General features: G+C 70.9%; 13 protein-coding genes. 9 read left to right on the top strand and 4 right to left on the bottom strand.

Translation table 11 applies throughout. The features are described from left to right. The first annotated feature begins 18 nt into the window (after positions 1–18). From smc to DER72_RS04755, 4 genes are all read left to right on the top strand, one after another. Positions 19–3504, top strand: a complete 3486-nt coding sequence (smc, locus tag DER72_RS04770) for a chromosome segregation protein SMC (RefSeq protein WP_110068857.1) — start codon at positions 19–21, stop codon at positions 3502–3504. Between the two features lie 226 nt (positions 3505–3730). After that, positions 3731–5506: a cell division protein ZipA gene (gene zipA, locus DER72_RS04765; protein WP_110068856.1), complete on the top strand. Its 1776-nt coding sequence runs from the start codon at positions 3731–3733 to the stop codon at positions 5504–5506. Positions 5507–5648: 142 nt separating this feature from the next. Then, positions 5649–7724, top strand: a complete 2076-nt coding sequence (gene ligA, locus DER72_RS04760) for an NAD-dependent DNA ligase LigA (RefSeq protein WP_110068855.1) — start codon at positions 5649–5651, stop codon at positions 7722–7724. Next, positions 7721–7990: a YheU family protein gene (locus DER72_RS04755; protein WP_110068854.1), complete on the top strand. Its 270-nt coding sequence runs from the start codon at positions 7721–7723 to the stop codon at positions 7988–7990. The genes ligA and DER72_RS04755 overlap by 4 nt, the downstream gene beginning before the upstream one ends. Before the next feature lie 35 nt (positions 7991–8025). Here DER72_RS04755 and mnmC read toward each other — a convergent pair whose 3' ends face one another. After that, the gene (gene mnmC, locus DER72_RS04750) at positions 8026–10041 is read right to left on the bottom strand and encodes a bifunctional tRNA (5-methylaminomethyl-2-thiouridine)(34)-methyltransferase MnmD/FAD-dependent 5-carboxymethylaminomethyl-2-thiouridine(34) oxidoreductase MnmC (RefSeq protein ID WP_110068853.1); all 2016 of its coding nucleotides are present in this window, start codon (positions 10039–10041) and stop codon (positions 8026–8028) included. Between the two features lie 175 nt (positions 10042–10216). Beyond that, the gene (locus DER72_RS04745; protein WP_110068852.1) at positions 10217–10516 is read right to left on the bottom strand and encodes a YciI family protein; all 300 of its coding nucleotides are present in this window, start codon (positions 10514–10516) and stop codon (positions 10217–10219) included. A gap of 115 nt (positions 10517–10631) precedes the next feature. On the opposite strand from DER72_RS04745, the gene DER72_RS04740 reads away from it, so the two are divergent. Both DER72_RS04740 and DER72_RS04735 read left to right on the top strand, forming a co-directional pair. After that, positions 10632–11534 (top strand): PHP domain-containing protein, encoded by a 903-nt coding sequence (locus DER72_RS04740; protein WP_110068851.1) that lies wholly within the window; start codon positions 10632–10634, stop codon positions 11532–11534. A gap of 42 nt (positions 11535–11576) precedes the next feature. After that, positions 11577–12200: an L-threonylcarbamoyladenylate synthase gene (locus DER72_RS04735; protein WP_110068850.1), complete on the top strand. Its 624-nt coding sequence runs from the start codon at positions 11577–11579 to the stop codon at positions 12198–12200. A 14-nt stretch (positions 12201–12214) separates the two neighbouring features. Here the strand turns inward: DER72_RS04735 and DER72_RS04730 are convergent, their stop codons facing one another. Continuing rightward, entirely contained in the window at positions 12215–13144 is a 930-nt protein-coding gene (locus DER72_RS04730; protein WP_110068849.1) for an ion transporter, read from the bottom strand. A 37-nt stretch (positions 13145–13181) separates the two neighbouring features. Continuing rightward, positions 13182–14057 carry a CYTH domain-containing protein gene (locus DER72_RS04725; RefSeq protein ID WP_110068848.1) on the bottom strand — a complete coding sequence of 292 codons (876 nt, stop codon included), beginning with the start codon at positions 14055–14057 and terminating at the stop codon, positions 13182–13184. A gap of 103 nt (positions 14058–14160) precedes the next feature. Here DER72_RS04725 and DER72_RS04720 point away from each other — a divergent pair, with 103 nt between their 5' ends. The 3 genes from DER72_RS04720 to argA all read left to right on the top strand — a co-directional run bounded on the left by DER72_RS04720 (position 14161) and on the right by argA (position 17659). Then, positions 14161–14841: a TIGR00153 family protein gene (locus tag DER72_RS04720; protein WP_110068847.1), complete on the top strand. Its 681-nt coding sequence runs from the start codon at positions 14161–14163 to the stop codon at positions 14839–14841. A gap of 86 nt (positions 14842–14927) precedes the next feature. Further along, the gene (locus DER72_RS04715; RefSeq protein WP_110068846.1) at positions 14928–16193 is read left to right on the top strand and encodes an inorganic phosphate transporter; all 1266 of its coding nucleotides are present in this window, start codon (positions 14928–14930) and stop codon (positions 16191–16193) included. Positions 16194–16333: 140 nt separating this feature from the next. Continuing rightward, positions 16334–17659 (top strand): amino-acid N-acetyltransferase, encoded by a 1326-nt coding sequence (argA, locus tag DER72_RS04710; protein WP_110068845.1) that lies wholly within the window; start codon positions 16334–16336, stop codon positions 17657–17659. The last annotated feature ends 521 nt before the right edge of the window (positions 17660–18180 follow it).

Raw genomic sequence — 18180 nt, 5'->3', positions numbered from 1 at the left:
CTCGGCGGATAGTCGCCGATGCGCCTCAAGTCGATCCGCCTGGTTGGCTTCAAGTCCTTCGTCGACCCGGTCACGGTGCCCTTCGATGGCAACATGACCGCCATCGTCGGGCCCAACGGCTGTGGCAAGTCCAACATCATCGACGCGGTGCGCTGGGTCATGGGGGAGTCCTCCGCCAAGACCCTGCGCGGCGAGTCGATGACCGACGTCATCTTCAACGGCTCCACCGGCCGCAAGCCGGTGGGGCAGGCCGCCATCGAGCTGCTCTTCGACAACCGTGACGGCGCCATGGGCGGTATCTACGCCCAGTACGCCGAGATCGCCGTCAAGCGGGTGGTGACCCGCGACGCCCAGTCCTCCTACTTCTTCAACGGCCAGAAGTGTCGCCGCCGCGACATCGCCGACCTCTTCCTCGGTACCGGCCTCGGCCCGCGCTCCTACGCCATCATCGGCCAGGGCATGATCTCGCGCCTGATCGAGGCGCGCCCCGAGGAGCTGCGCGCCACCCTGGAGGAGGCCGCCGGCATCTCCAAGTACAAGGAGCGCCGCCGCGAGACCGAGAGCCGCATGCGCCGCACCCAGGAGAACCTGGATCGCCTGGAGGATATCCGCGAGGAGCTCGACAAGCAGCTCGAGCGCCTCCGGCGCCAGGCCGAGGCCGCGCGCCGCTACCAGCAGCTCAAGAACGAGGAGCATCGGGTCAAGGGCGAGCTGGCACTGCTGCGCGCCCGGGCCCTGCGCGCCCGCCAGGGCGAGGAGGAGAGCCGCGTCGGCGAGCTCGAGACCGCGGTGGAGCGCGAGGTGCTGGGGCTGCGCCAGTGCGAGACCCGCCTCGAGGAGGCCCGGGTCGACCACGACCGCCTGGCCGCCGAGCTCGACGCCGAGCAGTCGCGCTTCTTCGAGACCACCACCGCCATCGCCAGGCTGGAGCAGGATCTCGAGCATGCCCGCGCCCGCGATGCCCAGCTGGCCCGCGACCTGGAGGCCGCCCACCGCGACCTCCGGGAGCTGGCGCGCCTGGGCGAGGACGACGGCGAGCGGCTGGCGCGCCTGGAGGAGCGCCTGGAGACCCTCACCCCGGAGCGCGAGGCCCTGGCCGAGCAGCTCGAGGAGCTGGAGGCGGCCCTCGAGGAGGCCGAGCCCGAGGCGGAGGAGGCCGACGCCGCCTGGGAGGCCTTCAGTGAGCAGTGGCGCGAGGCGAGTCGCGAGGCCGAACGCGGCCAGGATCGCCTGCGCGAGCAGGAGTCACGCCTGGAGCGCCTCGGCGCCGATGAACAGCGCCGCCGCCAGCAGCAGGCGGAGCTGCCCGACATCGCGGCGCTGACCGAGCAGCAGGCCGAGCTCGCCGAGCGGCTGGCCGAGCTGGAGCTCAGGCGCGAGTCCCTGGAGGCGCGCCGCGAGAGCCTGCAGCAGGTCCGCGACGCGGCCCGGGAGGCCGCCCGCGACAGCGAGGCCGCCCGCGAGGAGCAGCGTCAGCGCCGCAGCGAACTGCAGGGGGAGCTCGCCTCCCTGGAGGCGCTGATCCAGGCCGGGCTGGCCGATCACGACGAGGCGCTGGATGCCTACCTGGCCGGGCTGGGCCTCGCCGAGGCTCCGCGCCTCGGCGAGTGCCTCTCGGTCGATGACGGCTGGGAGGCCGCGGTGTCCTGGGTGCTGGCGCCCTGGCTGCGGGCCCGACTGGCCTCCCTGGACCCCGCCGCCCTGACGGCGCCTCCGGCGGAGCTGGGGCTGGTCGAGGCGCGCGAGAGCGAGGCGCCCGCCGGCACCCTGGCGAGCCGCGTCCGGGGCGCGGGCGCCGCCGCCCGCTGGCTGGCGACCATCCGCTGCGTCGAGAGCCGCGAGGCCGCCTGGGCCGAGCGCGAGACCCTCGCTCCCGGCGAGAGCCTGATCACCCCCGACGGCCTCTGGCTGGGCGCGGGCTGGATGCGCCATCGCGGGCTGGGCGATGGCCCCGATGCCCTGCTGGTGAGCCGTCGCCGCCAGGCCGAGGCCGAGGCCGCCTTCGCGGCCGTCGAGTCTCGCCTGGAGGCGCAGGAGCTGCGGCTGGCCGAGCAGCTGGAACGCGCCGAGCAGGCCGAGCGGGACCTGGAGGCGTGCCGCCTCGAGGAGCGCGACCTGGATCAGCAGCGCCAGCAGCTGGCGGTGCAGCAGAGCGGGCTGGCCAGCCGCCTGGAGCACCTGGAGGGCCGCGCCGCCGAACTGGCCGAGGAGCTCGCTGGCCTCGCCGAGGCGCGCGAGGAGGCGCGGCTCGCCATCGAGGAGGCCCGCGATCGCTGGCAGCAGGCCATGACGCGGCTCGAGGAGGGCGCCGAGCGCCGCGAGCGGCTCGAGCGCGAGCGGCAGGCCGCCCGAGAGCGGCTCGCCTCGCTTCGCGCCCGCCAGCGCCCCCTGGCCGAACAGCTGCAGCGCCTGGCCCTCGAGCAGGAGCGCCTGGCCGCCGAGCGCACCGGCCTCGCCGAACAGCAGGGGCGCGCCGCCGAGGCCCGTGAACGCCTGCAGGGGCGACGGGAGGAGCTCGAGGAGGAGCGCGAGCTGCTGCGCGAGCCGGAGGAGGAGCGCCGCGAACGCCTCGACGAGCTGCTCGACCGCCGCGAGCGCGAGGAGCGGGCCCTCAACGCGGTGCGTGCCCGCTCCGCTGAGCTGGTGGAGCGCCTGCGCGAGGACGAGCAGGCGCGCCAGGGCCATGAGCGCCGCCTGGAGGGCATTCGCGAACGCCTCCAGGAGGCGCGCATGCAGGTTCAGGCCCTGCACCTCAAGGCCGAGACCCAGGACGAGCAGCTGCGCGAACTGGGCCTCGAGGAGCGCGAGCTGGCCGAGGGGCTCGACCCCAACGCCACCGAGTCCGCCTGGCAGACCCGCCTGGAGGAGCTCGGCGAGCGCATCCGCCGCCTCGGCGCCATCAACCTCGCGGCCATCGAGGAGTATGACCAGCAGGCCGAACGCCGCGACTACCTGGAGGCCCAGCATGCCGAGCTCAGCGAGGCGCTGGAGACCCTCGACCGGGCGATCCGGCGCATCGACCAGGAAACCCGGGCCCGTTTCCGCGACACCTTCGAGCGGGTCAACGCCGGCCTGCAGTCGCTTTTCCCCCGGGTCTTCGGCGGCGGAACCGCATGGTTGACCCTGACCGGGGAGGATTTGCTGGAGACCGGGGTCGCCATCATGGCGCGCCCGCCCGGCAAGAAGAACAGCACCATTCACCTGCTCTCCGGTGGCGAAAAGGCGCTGACCGCCCTGTCGCTGGTCTTCGCCATCTTCCAGCTCAACCCGGCCCCCTTCTGCATGCTGGACGAAGTGGATGCGCCGCTGGATGACGCCAACGTGGGTCGCTATGCGAAGCTGGTGAAGGAGATGTCGGAGAGCGTCCAGTTCATCTATATCACCCACAACAAGATCGCCATGGAAGCCGGCGATCGACTGATGGGGGTCACCATGCAGGAACCGGGGGTGTCGCGGCTGGTATCGGTGGATGTCGAGGAAGCCGCCGCCCTCGCCGAAGCCTGACGGGCTTGATGCCGAGGAATAAAAGGGGTAACAAGGAGAGTGGTAATGCTGCATTGCATGGATGCGAGGGGATCATCGCAGGGCGATTGCGCGGGGCATCGTCGACTCAGGGCAGGAAATCCCGGAGGGTTGACAAATAAAAAAAGTGGCCCCTTTTTTGGCGATCGCGCTATGCTATGGACGGACAACCATCAGGCATGGCGCCTAAGCGAAAGGCTGACGACCCATGGAACTTAGAGAGTGGCTGATCATCCTGGGGTTGGCGCTGGTGACCCTCATCGTGGTGGATGGGGTGCGTCGCCTTCAGCGCCAGCGGCGAGTTCCCCGCCTCGATGAGGTAGCGGAAGAGACTCGCGGCACCGACCCCGACGAGCAGGCCCGCGAGGCCGAGATCAACTGGGAATTGCCCAACGGAGGGGCGCGAGTCGTCAGGCCCGCGGACTACAGCCAGGTGCAGCCCAAGCCCAAGCTGGAGCGCCAGGAACATCCTGGCCCATCCCGCGTGCTGGCCAGTTTCCGCCGCAAGGCCGAGGCCTTCCGTAGCGATGGCGAGGCGCCGGCCGCGAAGCGCGAGCCCGGGCTCGGCGTTGGCGAAGGGGTTGCCGACACGCCTGCCGATGCCAAGGCCGCCGATGCCAAGGCCGCCGATGCCAAGGCCGCCGATGCCAAGGCCGCCGATGCCAAGGCCGCCGATGCCAAGGCCGCCAAGGTCAAGGTCGCCAAGGCCAGGAAGGACGAGCCGGTTGCCGGGGTTGCGGCCTCGGTCGCATCGGTCGAGCCAGCCGCGGCGGCACCGGTCGAATCCGCCCAGGCCGAGCCCGCCAAGGCGGAACCCGTTCAGGCCGAGCCCGATCAGGCTGAGACCATCAAGGCAGAGCCCGTCAAGGCCGAGCCTGTCCCGCAGGCTGCTGAGCCGACCCGTGCCGAACCGCCACAGGCCGAGCGCCGCGAGCCGGGCCTCTCTGCCCTGGACGATGACGCCGTCCTGGCGGTCGACACCGACGAGCCCCTGGCCGCCGACCCCGACGATCATGACGGCCACCCGCAGGATGACGAACGCTACCGGCTGGTGGACCTGGAAGGCATGGGGGACACCCTGAAGAGTGGTTCCAGGCGCGTGGGGGCATCCGTCCAGCGTTTCGGGGCCTCGCTGCAGAAGACCCTGGCCGAGCGCCGTGAGCAGAAGCGCCTGGAGAAGGCGCGCCGCGAGAAGGCGAAGGCCGAGAAGGCCGCCCTGGAGGCCGAGCGTCAGCGCCTGGCCCGGGAGCAGGCCGAGGCGGAACAGGCGACCCGGGAGGCCGAGCGCCGTCGCCTCGAGGCCCAGGCCATCGCCGAGGCCGACGACAACGACCCGCTCTTCGCCCCGCCCCGCGCCCGCCGCACCGAGCCCGCCGACGTCGAGTACGACTACGACCCTGCCCAGGCGGATGACTTCCGTGAGCCCGAACCCGACCTGGCGCCTGCGCTCAATAGCGACAAGGTGCGCGTGCACCCGGTGCTGGAGAAGGCGCTCCGCCACGATGTCAGCGCCGAGCATGCCAGGGAGACCCTGAGCGCCGCCAGCGAGCTGATCGTCATCAGCGTGATGTCGCGTGATGAGGAAGGCTTCTCCGGCGCCGCCCTGCTGGATCTGATGCTGGCCTGTGGCCTGCGCTATGACCGCGACATGGGAGTCTTCCACCGCTTCGAGACCGAGGACCCGGAGAGCCGCCTGCAGTTCTCCATGGTCAATGTGGTCAAGCCGGGCAGCTTCCCCATCAAGGCCATGGATGAGTTCCGCACCCCGGGCATCACCCTGCTGATGCCGCTGCCCGGTGCCGACGACCCCTCGGCCGCCTTCGAGGCCATGGTGGAGACCGCCATGGTGATCGTGCGTCATCTGGGCGGCGAGCTGAAGGACGAGAATCACAGCGTGATGACCGCCCAGACCGTCGGCTTCGCCCGTCAGCGCGTGCAGGAGTTCGTGCGCCGCCATCGCCTGCACCGCTATCAGGTGAACTGACCAGCGGCATCGGCCAGGCCCCATCGACACCCCCCGGCATCCCACCGGGGGGTGTTGCTTTGGTAAGCTTGCAGGCCTTGATTGCTTCCCGCTGCGGGCCATCCGCCTCGACGCCCTGCCAACCATCGAGACACCGCTTTCCATGACCAACGCCGATCAGTCGCTTCTCGACGAGGTGGCGCGCCTGCGCGCCGAACTCGATGACGCCAACCATCGCTACTACGTGCTCGATGACCCGAGCCTCACCGACGCCGACTATGACCGCCGGCTGCGGCGCCTGCAGGAGCTCGAGGCGGCTCATCCGGCGCTGGTGACCCCGGACTCGCCCACCCAGCGGGTCGGGGCGCCGCCGGACGCGGGATTTCCCGAGATCGAGCACGCGGTGCCGATGCTGTCGCTGGACAACGCCTTCAGCGAGGAGGAACTGGCCGCCTTCGTTGCCCGGGTGGCGGAGCGGCTGGAGGTGGAGGGCGACGCGATCGCCTTCTGCTGCGAGCCGAAGCTCGACGGTGCCGCCGTCTCCCTGGTCTACGAGGAGGGCGTGCTGATCACCGGGGCCACCCGCGGCGATGGCCGCACCGGCGAGGGCATCACCTCCAACCTGCGCACCCTGCGCTCCATCCCGCTGCGGCTGCGCGGCGACGCTCCCCCGGCCCTGCTCGAGGTGCGCGGCGAGGTGACCATCGATCACGCCAGCTTCGAGGCGATGAATGCCCGGGCCCGGGCCGAGGAGGCCAAGGTCTTCGCCAACCCCCGCAACGCCGCCGCCGGCAGCCTGCGCCAGCTCGACCCCAGGGTCACCGCCACCCGCCCGCTGACCTTCAGCGCCTACCAGGTGGCACGCATCGAACCGCCCCAGGGGGATGCCACCCACAGCGCGCTGATGGCCCACCTCGGCGACTTCGGCTTTCGCACCAGCCGGGAGCTTGAGGTGGTCAGGGGCGCGGGCGGGATCATCGACTACTGTCGGCGCCTCGGCGAGAAGCGCGACGGGCTGGGCTACGACATCGACGGCGTGGTGATCAAGGTCGACGACCTGCGCCTGCAGCGCGAACTGGGCTTCGTGGCCCGGGCGCCGCGCTGGGCCATCGCCTTCAAGTTTCCCGCCCAGGAGCAGACCACCCGGCTCAACGACGTGGAGTTCCAGGTGGGACGCACCGGCGCCATCACCCCGGTGGCCCGCCTCGAGCCGGTGTCGGTGGCCGGGGTCACCGTCTCCAACGCCACCCTGCACAATGCCGACGAGATCGCCCGGCTCGGCGTCATGATCGGCGACACCGTGGCCATTCGCCGCGCCGGCGACGTGATTCCCCAGGTGGTGCGGGTAATGAAGGAGCTGCGGCCCTCCGATGCCCGGGAGATCGTCTTTCCCGAGCGCTGCCCGGTGTGCGATGCCGAGATCGAGCGCCTCGAGGGCGAGGTGGTGGCACGCTGCTCCGGCGGACTCTACTGCGCCGCCCAGCGCAAGGAGGCGCTCAAGCATTTCGCCTCGCGCCGGGCGCTGGATATCGACGGGCTCGGCGAGAAGCTGATCGAGGCGCTGGTCGAGCGCGACTGGGTCACCACCCCGGCGGATCTCTTCCGCCTGGAGGCCGAGCGCCTGGCGGAGCTGCCGCGCATGGGGACGAAGTCCTCGGAGAACCTGGTGGCGGCCCTGGCCAAGGCCCGGGCCACTACCCTGGCGCGTTTCATCTATGCCCTGGGGATCCGCGAGGTGGGCGAGGCGACGGCGGCCAACCTGGCGCGCCACTTCGGCACCCTGGAGGCGCTGATGAGCGCCGAGCAGGCCGATCTCGAGGCAGTGGAGGACGTGGGCCCCATCGTCGCCGCCCACGTGCATACCTTCTTCCGTCAGCCCCACAACCGCGAGACCGTCGACGACCTGATCGCCTGCGGCCTGCGCTGGGAGGAGGAGGCGGTGGGCGAACGGCCGCAGCCGCTGGCCGGCCAGACCTGGGTGCTCACCGGCACCCTGGCGAGCATGACCCGCGACGAGGGCAAGGCGCGGCTGCAGGCGCTGGGCGCCAAGGTGGCCGGCAGCGTCTCCAAGAAGACCGCGGGTCTGGTGGCCGGGGAGGCCGCCGGCAGCAAGCTGGAGAAGGCGATGCAGCTCGGCGTGCCGGTGCTCGACGAGGCGGCCTTCCTCGAGCGGCTGGCCGCCTGGGAGGCCGGCGAACGCGACAGCCACCAGGGTAGCGACGAGGAGGGCGAAGCATGAGCGGACGCTTTATCGAGGTGCCTTACCGCATGCTGCCCGCCGAGACCCTGGAGGCGCTGCTGGAGGCCTTCGTCACCCGCCAGGGCTATGACACCAGCGATACCGGCGAGGGGATGCGCGGCTGGGTGGGGGAGCTCCGGCGCCAGCTCGAGCGCGACGAGCTGATCATCGCCCACGACCTGCAGACCGAGACCACCGAGGTGATGACCCTGGCCCAGTGGCGGGCCTTTGGGCGGGACCTGGCCGATGACGAGGAAGAGGGGTAGGGCCCCCTCCACGAGCCGTTCCTGACGCCTCTCGCTTACTTGCCCTGGATGATGTCGCGAATCAGCCGCCGGCCGGGATGCAGGTGGTCGGCGAGCGGCTGCTCCAGGGGCAGCGGCTCGTCGCAGATCCGCGAGGCGATGAGCTCCGCGCAGAGCGGGGCGCTGGCGAGCCCTCGCGAGCCGTGGGCGCTGCTGATCCAGAGTCCGGCATGGTGGCGCCCGGAGACGTCCGGGACGCGAGTGGCGTCCTTGGCCAGCACGGCGTAGTCCTCCCGCCACGCCTCGGCGTCGGGCACCGGGCCGGCGTAGGGTGACTTGTCTGGGCTCGCCGCCCGCACGCCCACCCGGCCGGTGAGGCGCTCGGGCGCGAGGTCGGCGCCGGCGGCGCGCAGGACCGCCACGAAATCGGGCAGGCCGCGGGCGAGCTCGGCCAGGTTGGCCGCGTGGTCGGCCTCGCGCTCGGTGGGGTCGGTCTCGCCGGGGCCGAAGGTGGCGCCGAAATTGAGCACCCCGTCCGCCGCGGGCGGCACATAGCCGCCGGCGCACACCACCCGCTCCAGGGCGGGGGCGCCCTCGGGCAGGGCGAGCTGGCTGACCTGTCCGCGTACCGGCTGCAGCGGCAGGCCGGCGGTCTGGGCGAAGGCGGCGGCCTCGCTGGCCCCGGCGACCACCACCTGGTCGGCCGCGAGGCGCTCGCCGTCGGCCAGGGTCAGCGCCCAGCCGTCGTCCTCCGCCTGCAGGGCCCTGACCTCGCCCTGGCGGAAGCGCACGCCCGGGCTTGCCGCGAGGCGAACGCAGAGCTCCAGGGGGCGGACCCAGGCGGCATTCGGGTAGTCCAGCGCGGGGGCGGTGACCCTGACGCCGGCGACGGCGCTGGCCGCCTCGGCGTCGAGGCCGCGCACCACGCTCTCCGGCAGGGGGTGTCCCGCCAGGAAGCGTGCCTGGCGCGCCTGCTCCTTCTCGCTCAGCGCCAGCTGCAGCACGCCGCTGGGGCGCCACAGGCGCTGGTCCGGGTCGAGCCACGCCAGCCAGCGCCGGCTGTGGAGCAGCCCGGCCAGGTAGACCCGGCTCTGGAGGTTGGTCTCCACGGCCAGCTTGACGTAGAGCGCCCCCTGCAGGTGGGTCTCGCCCAGGGTCGCCCGGTCGAAGCGGTCGATGAGGGTGACCTCGATGCCGCGCCGCGACAGGGCGGCGGCCACGCTGGCGCCGGCGATGCCGGCGCCGATCACCGCCACATGACGCGGCGGCCGAGCCGCAGGCGGCGTGAACCAGGGGGCGCGGGTGCGGCGGGGATCCTCGGGGGGGCTTGTGATATCGCCGGCCAGCATCTCGCGCTTGCGCCCGAACCCCGGCACCTTGCGCCAGGCGAAGCCCGCCGCCGCCAGGCCACGCTTGACCACCCCGGCGCAGGTGAAGGTGGCGAAGGTGGTGCCGGGGCGCGAGCGGGCGGCCATGGCCGCGAACAGCTCGGGCTGCCACATCTGGGGGTTCTTCGCGGGCGCGAAGCCGTCCAGGAACCAGGCGTCGACCCGGCCATCGAGCAGGGCGAGGCGCTCGGCGGCGTCGCCGAAGTGCAGGTCCAGGGTGACCCGCGGGTCGAGCCACAGCCGGTGGACGCCCGCCACCGGCTCGGGCCACTGGGCCAGCAGCGCCTCGGCGCGGTGGGCCAGGTCGGGCCAGCTGGCCAGCGCCCGGGCCAGGTCCTCGCGGGAGAGCGGAAACTTCTCGGTGGAGACCAGGTGCAGCCGCGCCTGCGCCGGGGCATGGGCGTCGAAGCAGGCCCAGGCGACCAGCATGTTGAGCCCGGTGCCGAAGCCGGTCTCGCCGATCACGAAGGGCCGGCGCGCCTGCCAGTCGGCGAAGCGCTGTGGCAGCCGGTTGCCGCCGAGGAAGACATGCTCGGTCTCGGCGCGGCCGTCGTGGCGCGAGAAGTAGACGTCGTCGAAGGCGGCGGAGCGGGGGGCCTCCTCGCCGGTGTCATCGCGCTGCCAGTCGAGGCGAGCGGTCTCCAGGGCGGCGAGCGGGGGCAGGCCATCGGGGGCGGCGGTCACGGGAGCTCCATGGCGGGGGTGGTCTCAGGCGAGAGGGCTGGTCACTATCTGATCAATGGCGCCGCGGCGGCGCCCCATGCCGGCTGGGGAAAAGCGTCCGCGGCGTTTCAACAGTCTTATCCACAGCCTCTGTGCAAAACTCGGCTGTGGACAAGGTGCCGTGAAGGGCAGGGGGTCAGGGCATCACCTTCTTGAACGGCTTCACGGTGACCCTGGCGTAGACCCCGGCGATCATGTAGGGGTCGGCGTCGGCCCAGGCCTGGGCCTCCTTGAGGCTCTCGAACTCGGCGACCACCAGGCTGCCGGTGAAGCCCGCCTCGCCCGGGTCCTCGCTGTCGATGGCCGGGTGGGGGCCGACCAGCACCAGGCGGCCCTCGTCACGCAGGAGCTCGAGGCGCGCCAGGTGATCCGGGCGGGCGGCCAGGCGCCGTTCCAGGCTGTTGTTCACGTCTTCACTGATGATGGCATAGAGCATGGCAGTGGTTTCCTCGGGTTGGACGGCTGGCGCTGCAGGATGCGCCTGCGATTGACCGCGCAGGGCCTGGCGCGCACCATGGAAAGCCATTCTGACAAAGTCCCCAGCCGGCGTCATGCCAATGTCCCCACTTCCCGCCCGTTTCGAGGGCGACCCCGAACCGCTCACCATCGACCTGCACATGCACTCCACCGCCTCGGATGGCGCCCTCTCGCCCGAGGCGCTGCTGGCGCTGTGCAAGGCGCGGGGGCTGACCCACGTCGCGCTGACCGACCACGACACCCTGGCCGGGGTGCCAGAGGCCGCGGCGGCGGCGGCGCGGGAGGGGCTCACCCTGATCCCCGGCACCGAGCTCTCCACCCAGTGGCGCGGCCACAATATCCACGTGGTGGGGCTGCTGCCGCAGGGCGTGCGCGGCCCCCTGGCCGAGGGGCTGGCGGCCCAGGCCGAGGCGCGCGAGCGGCGGGCGCTCAAGATCGCCGAGCGTCTGGAGAAGCTAGGCCTCGAGAATGCCCTGGCCAGGGCCCGGGAGCAGGCCGGCAGCGAGCGCCCCCTGGGCAGGCCCGACTTCGCCCGGGCGCTGGTGGCGGCGGGCCTGGTGCCCGACGTCGCCACCGCCTTCAAGAAGCACCTGGGCGATGGCAAGGCCGGGGACGTCAAGTCTCACTGGCCGGGGCTCAGCGAGGCGGTGGCCTGGATCGTCGCCGCGGGCGGCGTGGCGGTGCTGGCCCATCCGCTGCGCCACGGTCTGACCCGGCGCAAGCGCGGCCTGCTGCTGGATGCCTTCCGCGAGGCGGGCGGGCAGGCCGCCGAGCTGGTCAGCGGCTTCCAGAACCCCGATGCCACCCGCGACCTGGCCCGCCAGCTCCAGGAGCGCGAGCTCTACGCCTCGCTGGGCAGCGACTTCCACTTTCCCGGCGGCCACCTGGCGCCGGGCAGCATGAGCCCGGTGCCGCGCACGGCCACGCCGCCGGTGTGGACCCACCCCAGGCTCGTCGCCTGCGTCGGCGCGCTATAGTCACACCATCATCCGCATGGCCTTTGCACAGGGAGCGACACCATGAGCCAGTTCTTCCAGCTTCACCCCGACAACCCCCAGAAGCGCCTGATCGACCAGGCCATCCAGATCATCCGCGCCGGCGGGGTGGTGGCCTACCCCACCGACTCGGGCTACGCCCTGGGCTGCCACCTCGGCGACAAGAAGGCCGTCGAGAAGATCAAGCGGCTGCGCTCCCTGGATGACAAGCACAACTTCACCCTGGTCTGCTCCGATCTCTCGGAGATCGGCACCTACGCCAAGGTGGACAACGCCGTCTTCCGGCTGCTCAAGGCCCACACGCCGGGGGCCTATACCTTCATCCTGCATGCCACCACCGAGGTGCCGCGACTGCTGCTGCACCCCAAGCGGCGCTCCATCGGGGTGCGGGTGCCGGACCACGCCATCACCCATGCCCTGCTCGAGGCGCTGGGCGAGCCGCTGATGAGCGTGACGCTGATCCCGCCGGGCGATGAGCTGCCGATGACCGATGCCGAGGAGATCCGCGACCGCTTCGGCGCCCAGCTCGACCTGATCATCGACGGTGGCGCCTGCCACCTGGAGCCCACCAGCGTGGTGGACCTGCGCGACCTGCCGCCGACGATCCTGCGCGAGGGGCGCGGCGACGTCGCCCCCTTCCGCGAGTAATGGCCGCCGCCGGGTCAGCCCGGCGGCGTCTCGCCCTGCGCCTCCTCGTCACCTCCCCGAGCCTCCCACCAGGCCGCCTGCTCCTCCTCGGAGAGGTGCGGGTCCGGCGTCTTTTCGTCGAGCCAGGTGCCGCATTTCATGCAGTACCTTGCCCCGCGCTCGTGCTGGTCATGGCCGCAGCCGGGGCACGCCTCGTCGGAGTAGCGCTCCTGGCGGATCGAGCGGATCACCTCGGCCGAGAAGACCCCGGTGGGCACCACGATGATCGAGTAGCCGGTGAGCATGACCATCACCGAGAGCCCCTGGCCCAGCGGGGTGACCGGCACGATATCGCCGTAGCCCACGGTGGTGAGGGTCACGATCGACCAGTAGATGGCCTGGGGGATGCTGGTGAAGCCGGCCTCGGCGGGCTCGATCAGGTAGATCAGCGAGGCGAAGATGGTCACCAGGAAGAGCACGGTGATCAGGAACAGGAAGATGGGGTGCAGGGCGCGGCGCAGCGACTCCACCAGCAGCCGCCCCTCGCCGACGAACTGCATCAGCCGCAGGATGCGGAAGATGCGCAGCACCCGCAGGACCCTCACGATCAGCAGGGCCTGGGCGCCCGGGATGATCAGCGCCAGCCAGGTGGGCAGCACGGCGATGACGTCGACCACCCCGTAGAAGCTCCTCAGGTACTGCATCGGCCGATCCAGGCAGTAGAGCCGCACCGCCAGCTCGATAGTGAAGGCGAGGGTGAAGCCCCACTCCAGCCAGAAGAAGAGCTCCCCCCAGCGCGCCGCATAGGCCTCGACGCTGTCGAGCATCACCACCAGCACGCTGGCGAGTATCACCACGATCAGGGCGATATCGAAGCCCTTGGCCGCCGGGGTGTCCGACTCGAAGATGATCTGGAAGGCGCGGGTGCGCAGGCCTTCCCCGCCGGGCTTGAACTCGAGATTCATGGCGCTTTTCCTTGAGCCGGTTCGCGAAGGGGCAGGGTCAGGCGAGAGCGTTGTCGGCGGGCAGGCTCCGGGCCAGGCGCACCATGGCCAGGCCGAACGCCGGGGTCAGCCAGGCCGGATCGCCAAGCGCCTCGGCCAGCCCTCGCGCCGCGTCGCCGCGGTCGCCTCCGCGGTCGCTGCTCGCCTCGGCCAGCCGCGCGAGGGCCTCCCGGGCCGCCTGGCGCCAGGTGTCATCGTCGCTGTCGGCCAGGGCATCCAGGGCCACCACGGCGCGATGCAGCCAGGCACTGGGCGTGCCCCCCTCGGGCAGCCGCCAGGCCCCGGCCAGCAGGGCGCCACCCCGGGCGGCCTTGCTGGTGTCCGCGGGGCGCAGTGGCACCGCGCTGGCCAGCGCCTCGGCCAGCGACCAGAGGGCCTCGGGTTCGCCCTCCTTGAGCTCGAGCTCCAGTTCGCGGATGGCCACCCGCCGGCCGGCGGCCGCGATCTCGCCTTCGTCCAGGGCCACCTCGATGCGGGCACCTGCGTGATCGATGAGGCGGGTCTCGCGGCGGAAGTCGGTGGTGAAGCGGGGCTCGAGCCGGGCGAGCACCTCGTCGCCCAGCGCGGCCGGCGGCAGCCCGGCCAGGCCCGCCAGGTCGAGCCCCGGCCCGGGGACCTCCCACTCCCACTCGCCGCGGCGCGACAGCCCGCCGCCGCCCGCGCCGCGGGTCTTCACCGTCTGCAGCACCCGCCCGTCCAGCCGCCGCAGGCGCAGCGCCATGCGGGCCGCCTCCAGGTCGCCCTGGGGGGTGTCGAAGTAGGTGTTGCCGAGGTGCTGCACCTCGCAGGCGAGGCCCGCCAGCAGGGGGTGGCGGCGCAGCGCCGCGGGGCCCTCCTGGCCCAGGGCGAGCTTCAGCTCTATCTCATGACTCATGGCGGTGCCACCTCGTGTCGATGAATTCTGGATGATTTTTCCATGACGCTGGCAGGGGTGCCCTCTATACTGTCGCCGCCATTTGCCAAGCCGACAGAATCCTATGGTTACCCCCAACCCCTTCTCGGCCATGTTCGGTCGTTCGCCATTCCAGCCGCTGCTGGCGCATATCGTCAAGGCGCAGGAGTGTGCCGACCAGCTGCTGCCCTTCTTCGAGGCCACCCTGGCCGGCGACTGGGAAGAGGCCGCGAGGGTCCGCGAGACCATCACGCGCCTGGAGCACGAGGCCGACGAGCTCAAGACCGAGCTGCGCCTCAACCTGCCCAACACCCTCTTTCTGCCGGTCTCGCGCACCGACCTGCTGGAGCTGATCAGCGTCCAGGACAAGATGGCCAACAAGGTGCGTGACATCACCGGCATCATGCTCGGCCGCACCATGCAGATCCCCGAGCCCCTGGCCGGCGCCATGCGCGACTACATGCGCACCGCGGTGGCCTGCGTGGCCCAGGCCCGGGAGGCCATGGAGGAGCTCGAGGCGCTGCTGGAGTCCGGCTTCGGTCGCAATGTCTCCGACGTGATGCAGCGCCTGATCCGCCAGCTGCACGTGCTCGAGCAGCAGGCCGATGGCCAGCAGGTGGCCATTCGCCGCCAGCTCTTCGAGCTGGAGAGCGAGCTGCCGCCGGTGGACGTGATCTTCCTCTACAAGATCATCGACTGGGTCGGCGAACTCTCCGACCGCGCCGAGCGCGTAGGCAGCCGGTTGCAGATCCTGACGGCTCGCTGAGCCCTTTTCCCCTCCCTCCGGCCCGCCGATCCAGGGCCTGCCACCCACACGCCACTCACGACAAGCCACATAGGAAACCACTCCCTATGTCGATCATCGCGCAGCACGGCGAAATCTTCATCATCCTGGCCTGCCTCTTCGGCTTCTTCATGGCCTGGGGCGTTGGTGCCAACGACGTCGCCAACGCCATGGGCACCTCGGTGGGCTCGAAGGCCATCACCATCAAGCAGGCGATCATCATCGCCGTGATCTTCGAGTTCCTCGGCGCCTGGCTGGCCGGCGGCGAGGTGACGGCCACCATCCGCGGCGGCATCGTCGACCCGGCGCTGCTGGAGGCCAACCCCCAGCTGCTGGTCTACGGCATGCTCTCCGCGCTGCTGGCCGCCGCCATCTGGCTGCTGGTGGCCTCCGCCAAGGGCTGGCCGGTCTCCACCACCCACTCCATCGTCGGCGCCATCGTCGGCTTCGGCGCCGTGGGGCTCGGCATGGAGGCGGTCGCCTGGAACCGGGTCGGCACCATCGCCTCCAGCTGGGTGGTCTCGCCGCTGCTGGCCGGCACCATCGCCTTCGTGCTCTTCAAGTCGGTACAGCACCTGATCTTCGAGTCCCACGACCCCTTCGCCGCCGCCAAGCGCTACGTGCCGGTCTACACCTTCCTGGTCGGCTTCATCGTCGCCATGGTGACCCTGACCAAGGGCCTGACCCATGTCGGCCTCGACCTCAGCTTCGGCCAGAGCTTCCTCTTCTCGTTGCTGATCGGCGCCGTCATCATGGGGACCGGCATCTCCCTGCAACGGCGGATCAAGTACGAGCGGCGCGCCGATGACCACTTCGGCTTCAGCAACGTGGAGCGGGTGTTCGGCGTGCTGATGATCTTCACCGCCTGTGCCATGGCCTTCGCCCACGGCTCCAACGACGTGGCCAACGCCGTCGGCCCGCTGGCCGCGGTGATCAGCGTGGTGCGCAGCGACGGCGTGATCGACAGCGCGGCCCTGGTGCCCTGGTGGGTGCTGATGCTGGGCGGTGGCGGCATCGTCTTCGGCCTGGTCACCTATGGCCACAAGGTGATCGCCACCGTGGGCACCGGCATCACCGAGCTGACCCCCAGCCGTGGCTTCGCCGCCACCCTGGCCGCCGCCACCACCGTGGTGCTGGCTTCGGGCACCGGCCTGCCGATCTCCACGACCCATACCCTGGTGGGGGCGGTGCTGGGGGTGGGCCTGGCCCGCGGCATGGCCGCGCTCAATCTGAGCGTGATCGGCACCATCGTGATGTCCTGGCTGATCACCCTGCCGGCCGGCGCCGGCCTGTCGATCCTGTTCTTTTTCACCTTCAACGGGATCTTCGGCTAGGCCGCCCCGGCGAGGTGCCCCGAGGTGAGGCCCGCGCAACCGCGCGGGCCTTGTCCTTGTGGCGGTGGTGCCGCGGCTTTCGCGGCTCTGCTATTCTCGATTCTCGCTTCCCCGCATTCATCGCCCCTGGAGAGAGGTTCTTGGACACACGCTTCCCCTTCGTCGACTGGTTCCGCAACTCGTCGCCCTACATCAACGCCCACCGCGGGCGCACCTTCGTCATCCTGATCGAGGGCGAGGCCATGGCGCGCGGGCGAGGGGAGCAGCTGATCCAGGACCTGGCGCTGCTGCACACGCTGGGCGTGCGCCTGGTGGTGGTGTTCGGCATCCGCCCCCAGGTGCAGCAGGCCCTGGACGAGGCCGCCATCTCGCCCGGCCTGCATCAGGGGCGCTGGATCGCCGACGAGGCGGTGATGGCCTGCATCGAGCGGGTCGCCGCCGAGCAGCGCCTGTGGCTCGAGGCGCGTCTGTCGCTTGGGCTGCCCAACACTCCCATGCACGGCGTCGAGCTCACCGCAGTCTCCGGCAACCTGGTGATGGCCAAGCCGCTGGGGGTGCGCGAGGGGGTCGACTTCGACCGCAGCGGCGAGGTGCGCCGGGTGCGCGCCGCGGCCATTCAGGGGCTGCTGGAGCGAGGCTCGCTGGTGGTGCTGCCGCCGCTGGGCTTCTCCAGCACCGGCGAGGTGTTCGACCTGAACGCCTCCGACGTGGCCCAGCACGCCGCCATGGCGCTCGGCGCCGACAAGTTGATCCTGCTCGGCGAGGCCAGCGGCCTGTTTGACCAGAGCGGCCAGATGCAGCGCCAGCTCACCCCGGGCGAGGCCGAGCCGCTGCTCGGGCAGGCGCTGGCCGGCAGCGAGCTGGCCCGCCACCTGGAGGCGGCCTGCCAGGCCGCCCGCCACGGGGTGGCGCGTACGCATCTGCTCTCCTGGCACGACCATGACGCCCTGCTCGGTGAGCTGTTCACCCGCGACGGGGTGGGCACCATGATCACCCAGCATCGCTACGAGCAGCTGCGCCCGGCAGAGCTGGCCGATATCGGCGGCCTGCTCGAGCTGCTCGAGCCCCTCGAGCACCGCGGCATGCTGGTGCCGCGCTCCCGGGAGCGCCTCGAGCACGAGATCGACGACTACCTGGTGATCGAGCGCGACGGCATGATCATCGCCTGTGCCGCCCTGCACACCTTCGACGCCGCCGACATGGGCGAGCTGGCCTGCGTGGCGGTGCATGGCGACTATCGCGGCGGCAGCCGCGGCGAGCTGCTGCTCGCCGAGGTCGAGCGGCGTGCCCGGCGCCTCGGCCTGGCCGCGCTGTTCGCGCTCACCACCCACACCACCCACTGGTTCTTCGAGCACGGCTTCCGCCTGGCCGATATCGACGCGCTGCCGCCGCTCAAGCGCGACACCTACAACCACGCGCGCAAGTCCAAGATCCTGGTCAAGCCGCTCGCCCCCGGGCGCGGCTGAGGCGCCATCTCCCCCTGCCAGACCGCTGGCCGAAAGCCGGGGCGTCGCATTTCTGCGTCGCCCCGGGTTTCGATGTCGCCAGAGGGTGACATCAAAAGCACTTGATTATAAAGGAGTATTTTTCTTTGCGATCAAAGACGTCGCCAACTGGCAACAGAAAAATGCCCTCCAGGGCCCCCTGAGGGCCCCGTTTCCCTCTCCTGGCCGTTTCCCCTCGGTCGCATCGTTTTTAACTATTTGATTTATAATGGTTGTTGTCATTTATGGCACGTGAATCGCAATAGTCTAGGTGAGCAACGGAAGCGGTTCACTACGGCTCGAACCGCTTTCGATCGCCAAGGGAGTTCGGGCAATCACTGCCCTGTGCGCCCGGCCCCCCAAGGCGATCAGCGTCTGCTCCTAGCGATGTGTGACTCAAGGTTGCGATGAGACGGGTACCGACGCAGTCAAGGACGTGTACCACTTTGGGCAAGGATGCCCTGGCATGGATGCCTCTCCCCCTCCGGGGGGATCGAATCGCG

Origin of the sequence: Halomonas sp. A11-A, assembly GCF_003182195.1 — a bacterium.
GTDB classification, from domain to species: domain Bacteria; phylum Pseudomonadota; class Gammaproteobacteria; order Pseudomonadales; family Halomonadaceae; genus Halomonas; species Halomonas alkalicola.
Note: the sequence above shows the minus strand (reverse complement) of the source record. Positions and strands in the feature narration are given on the sequence as shown.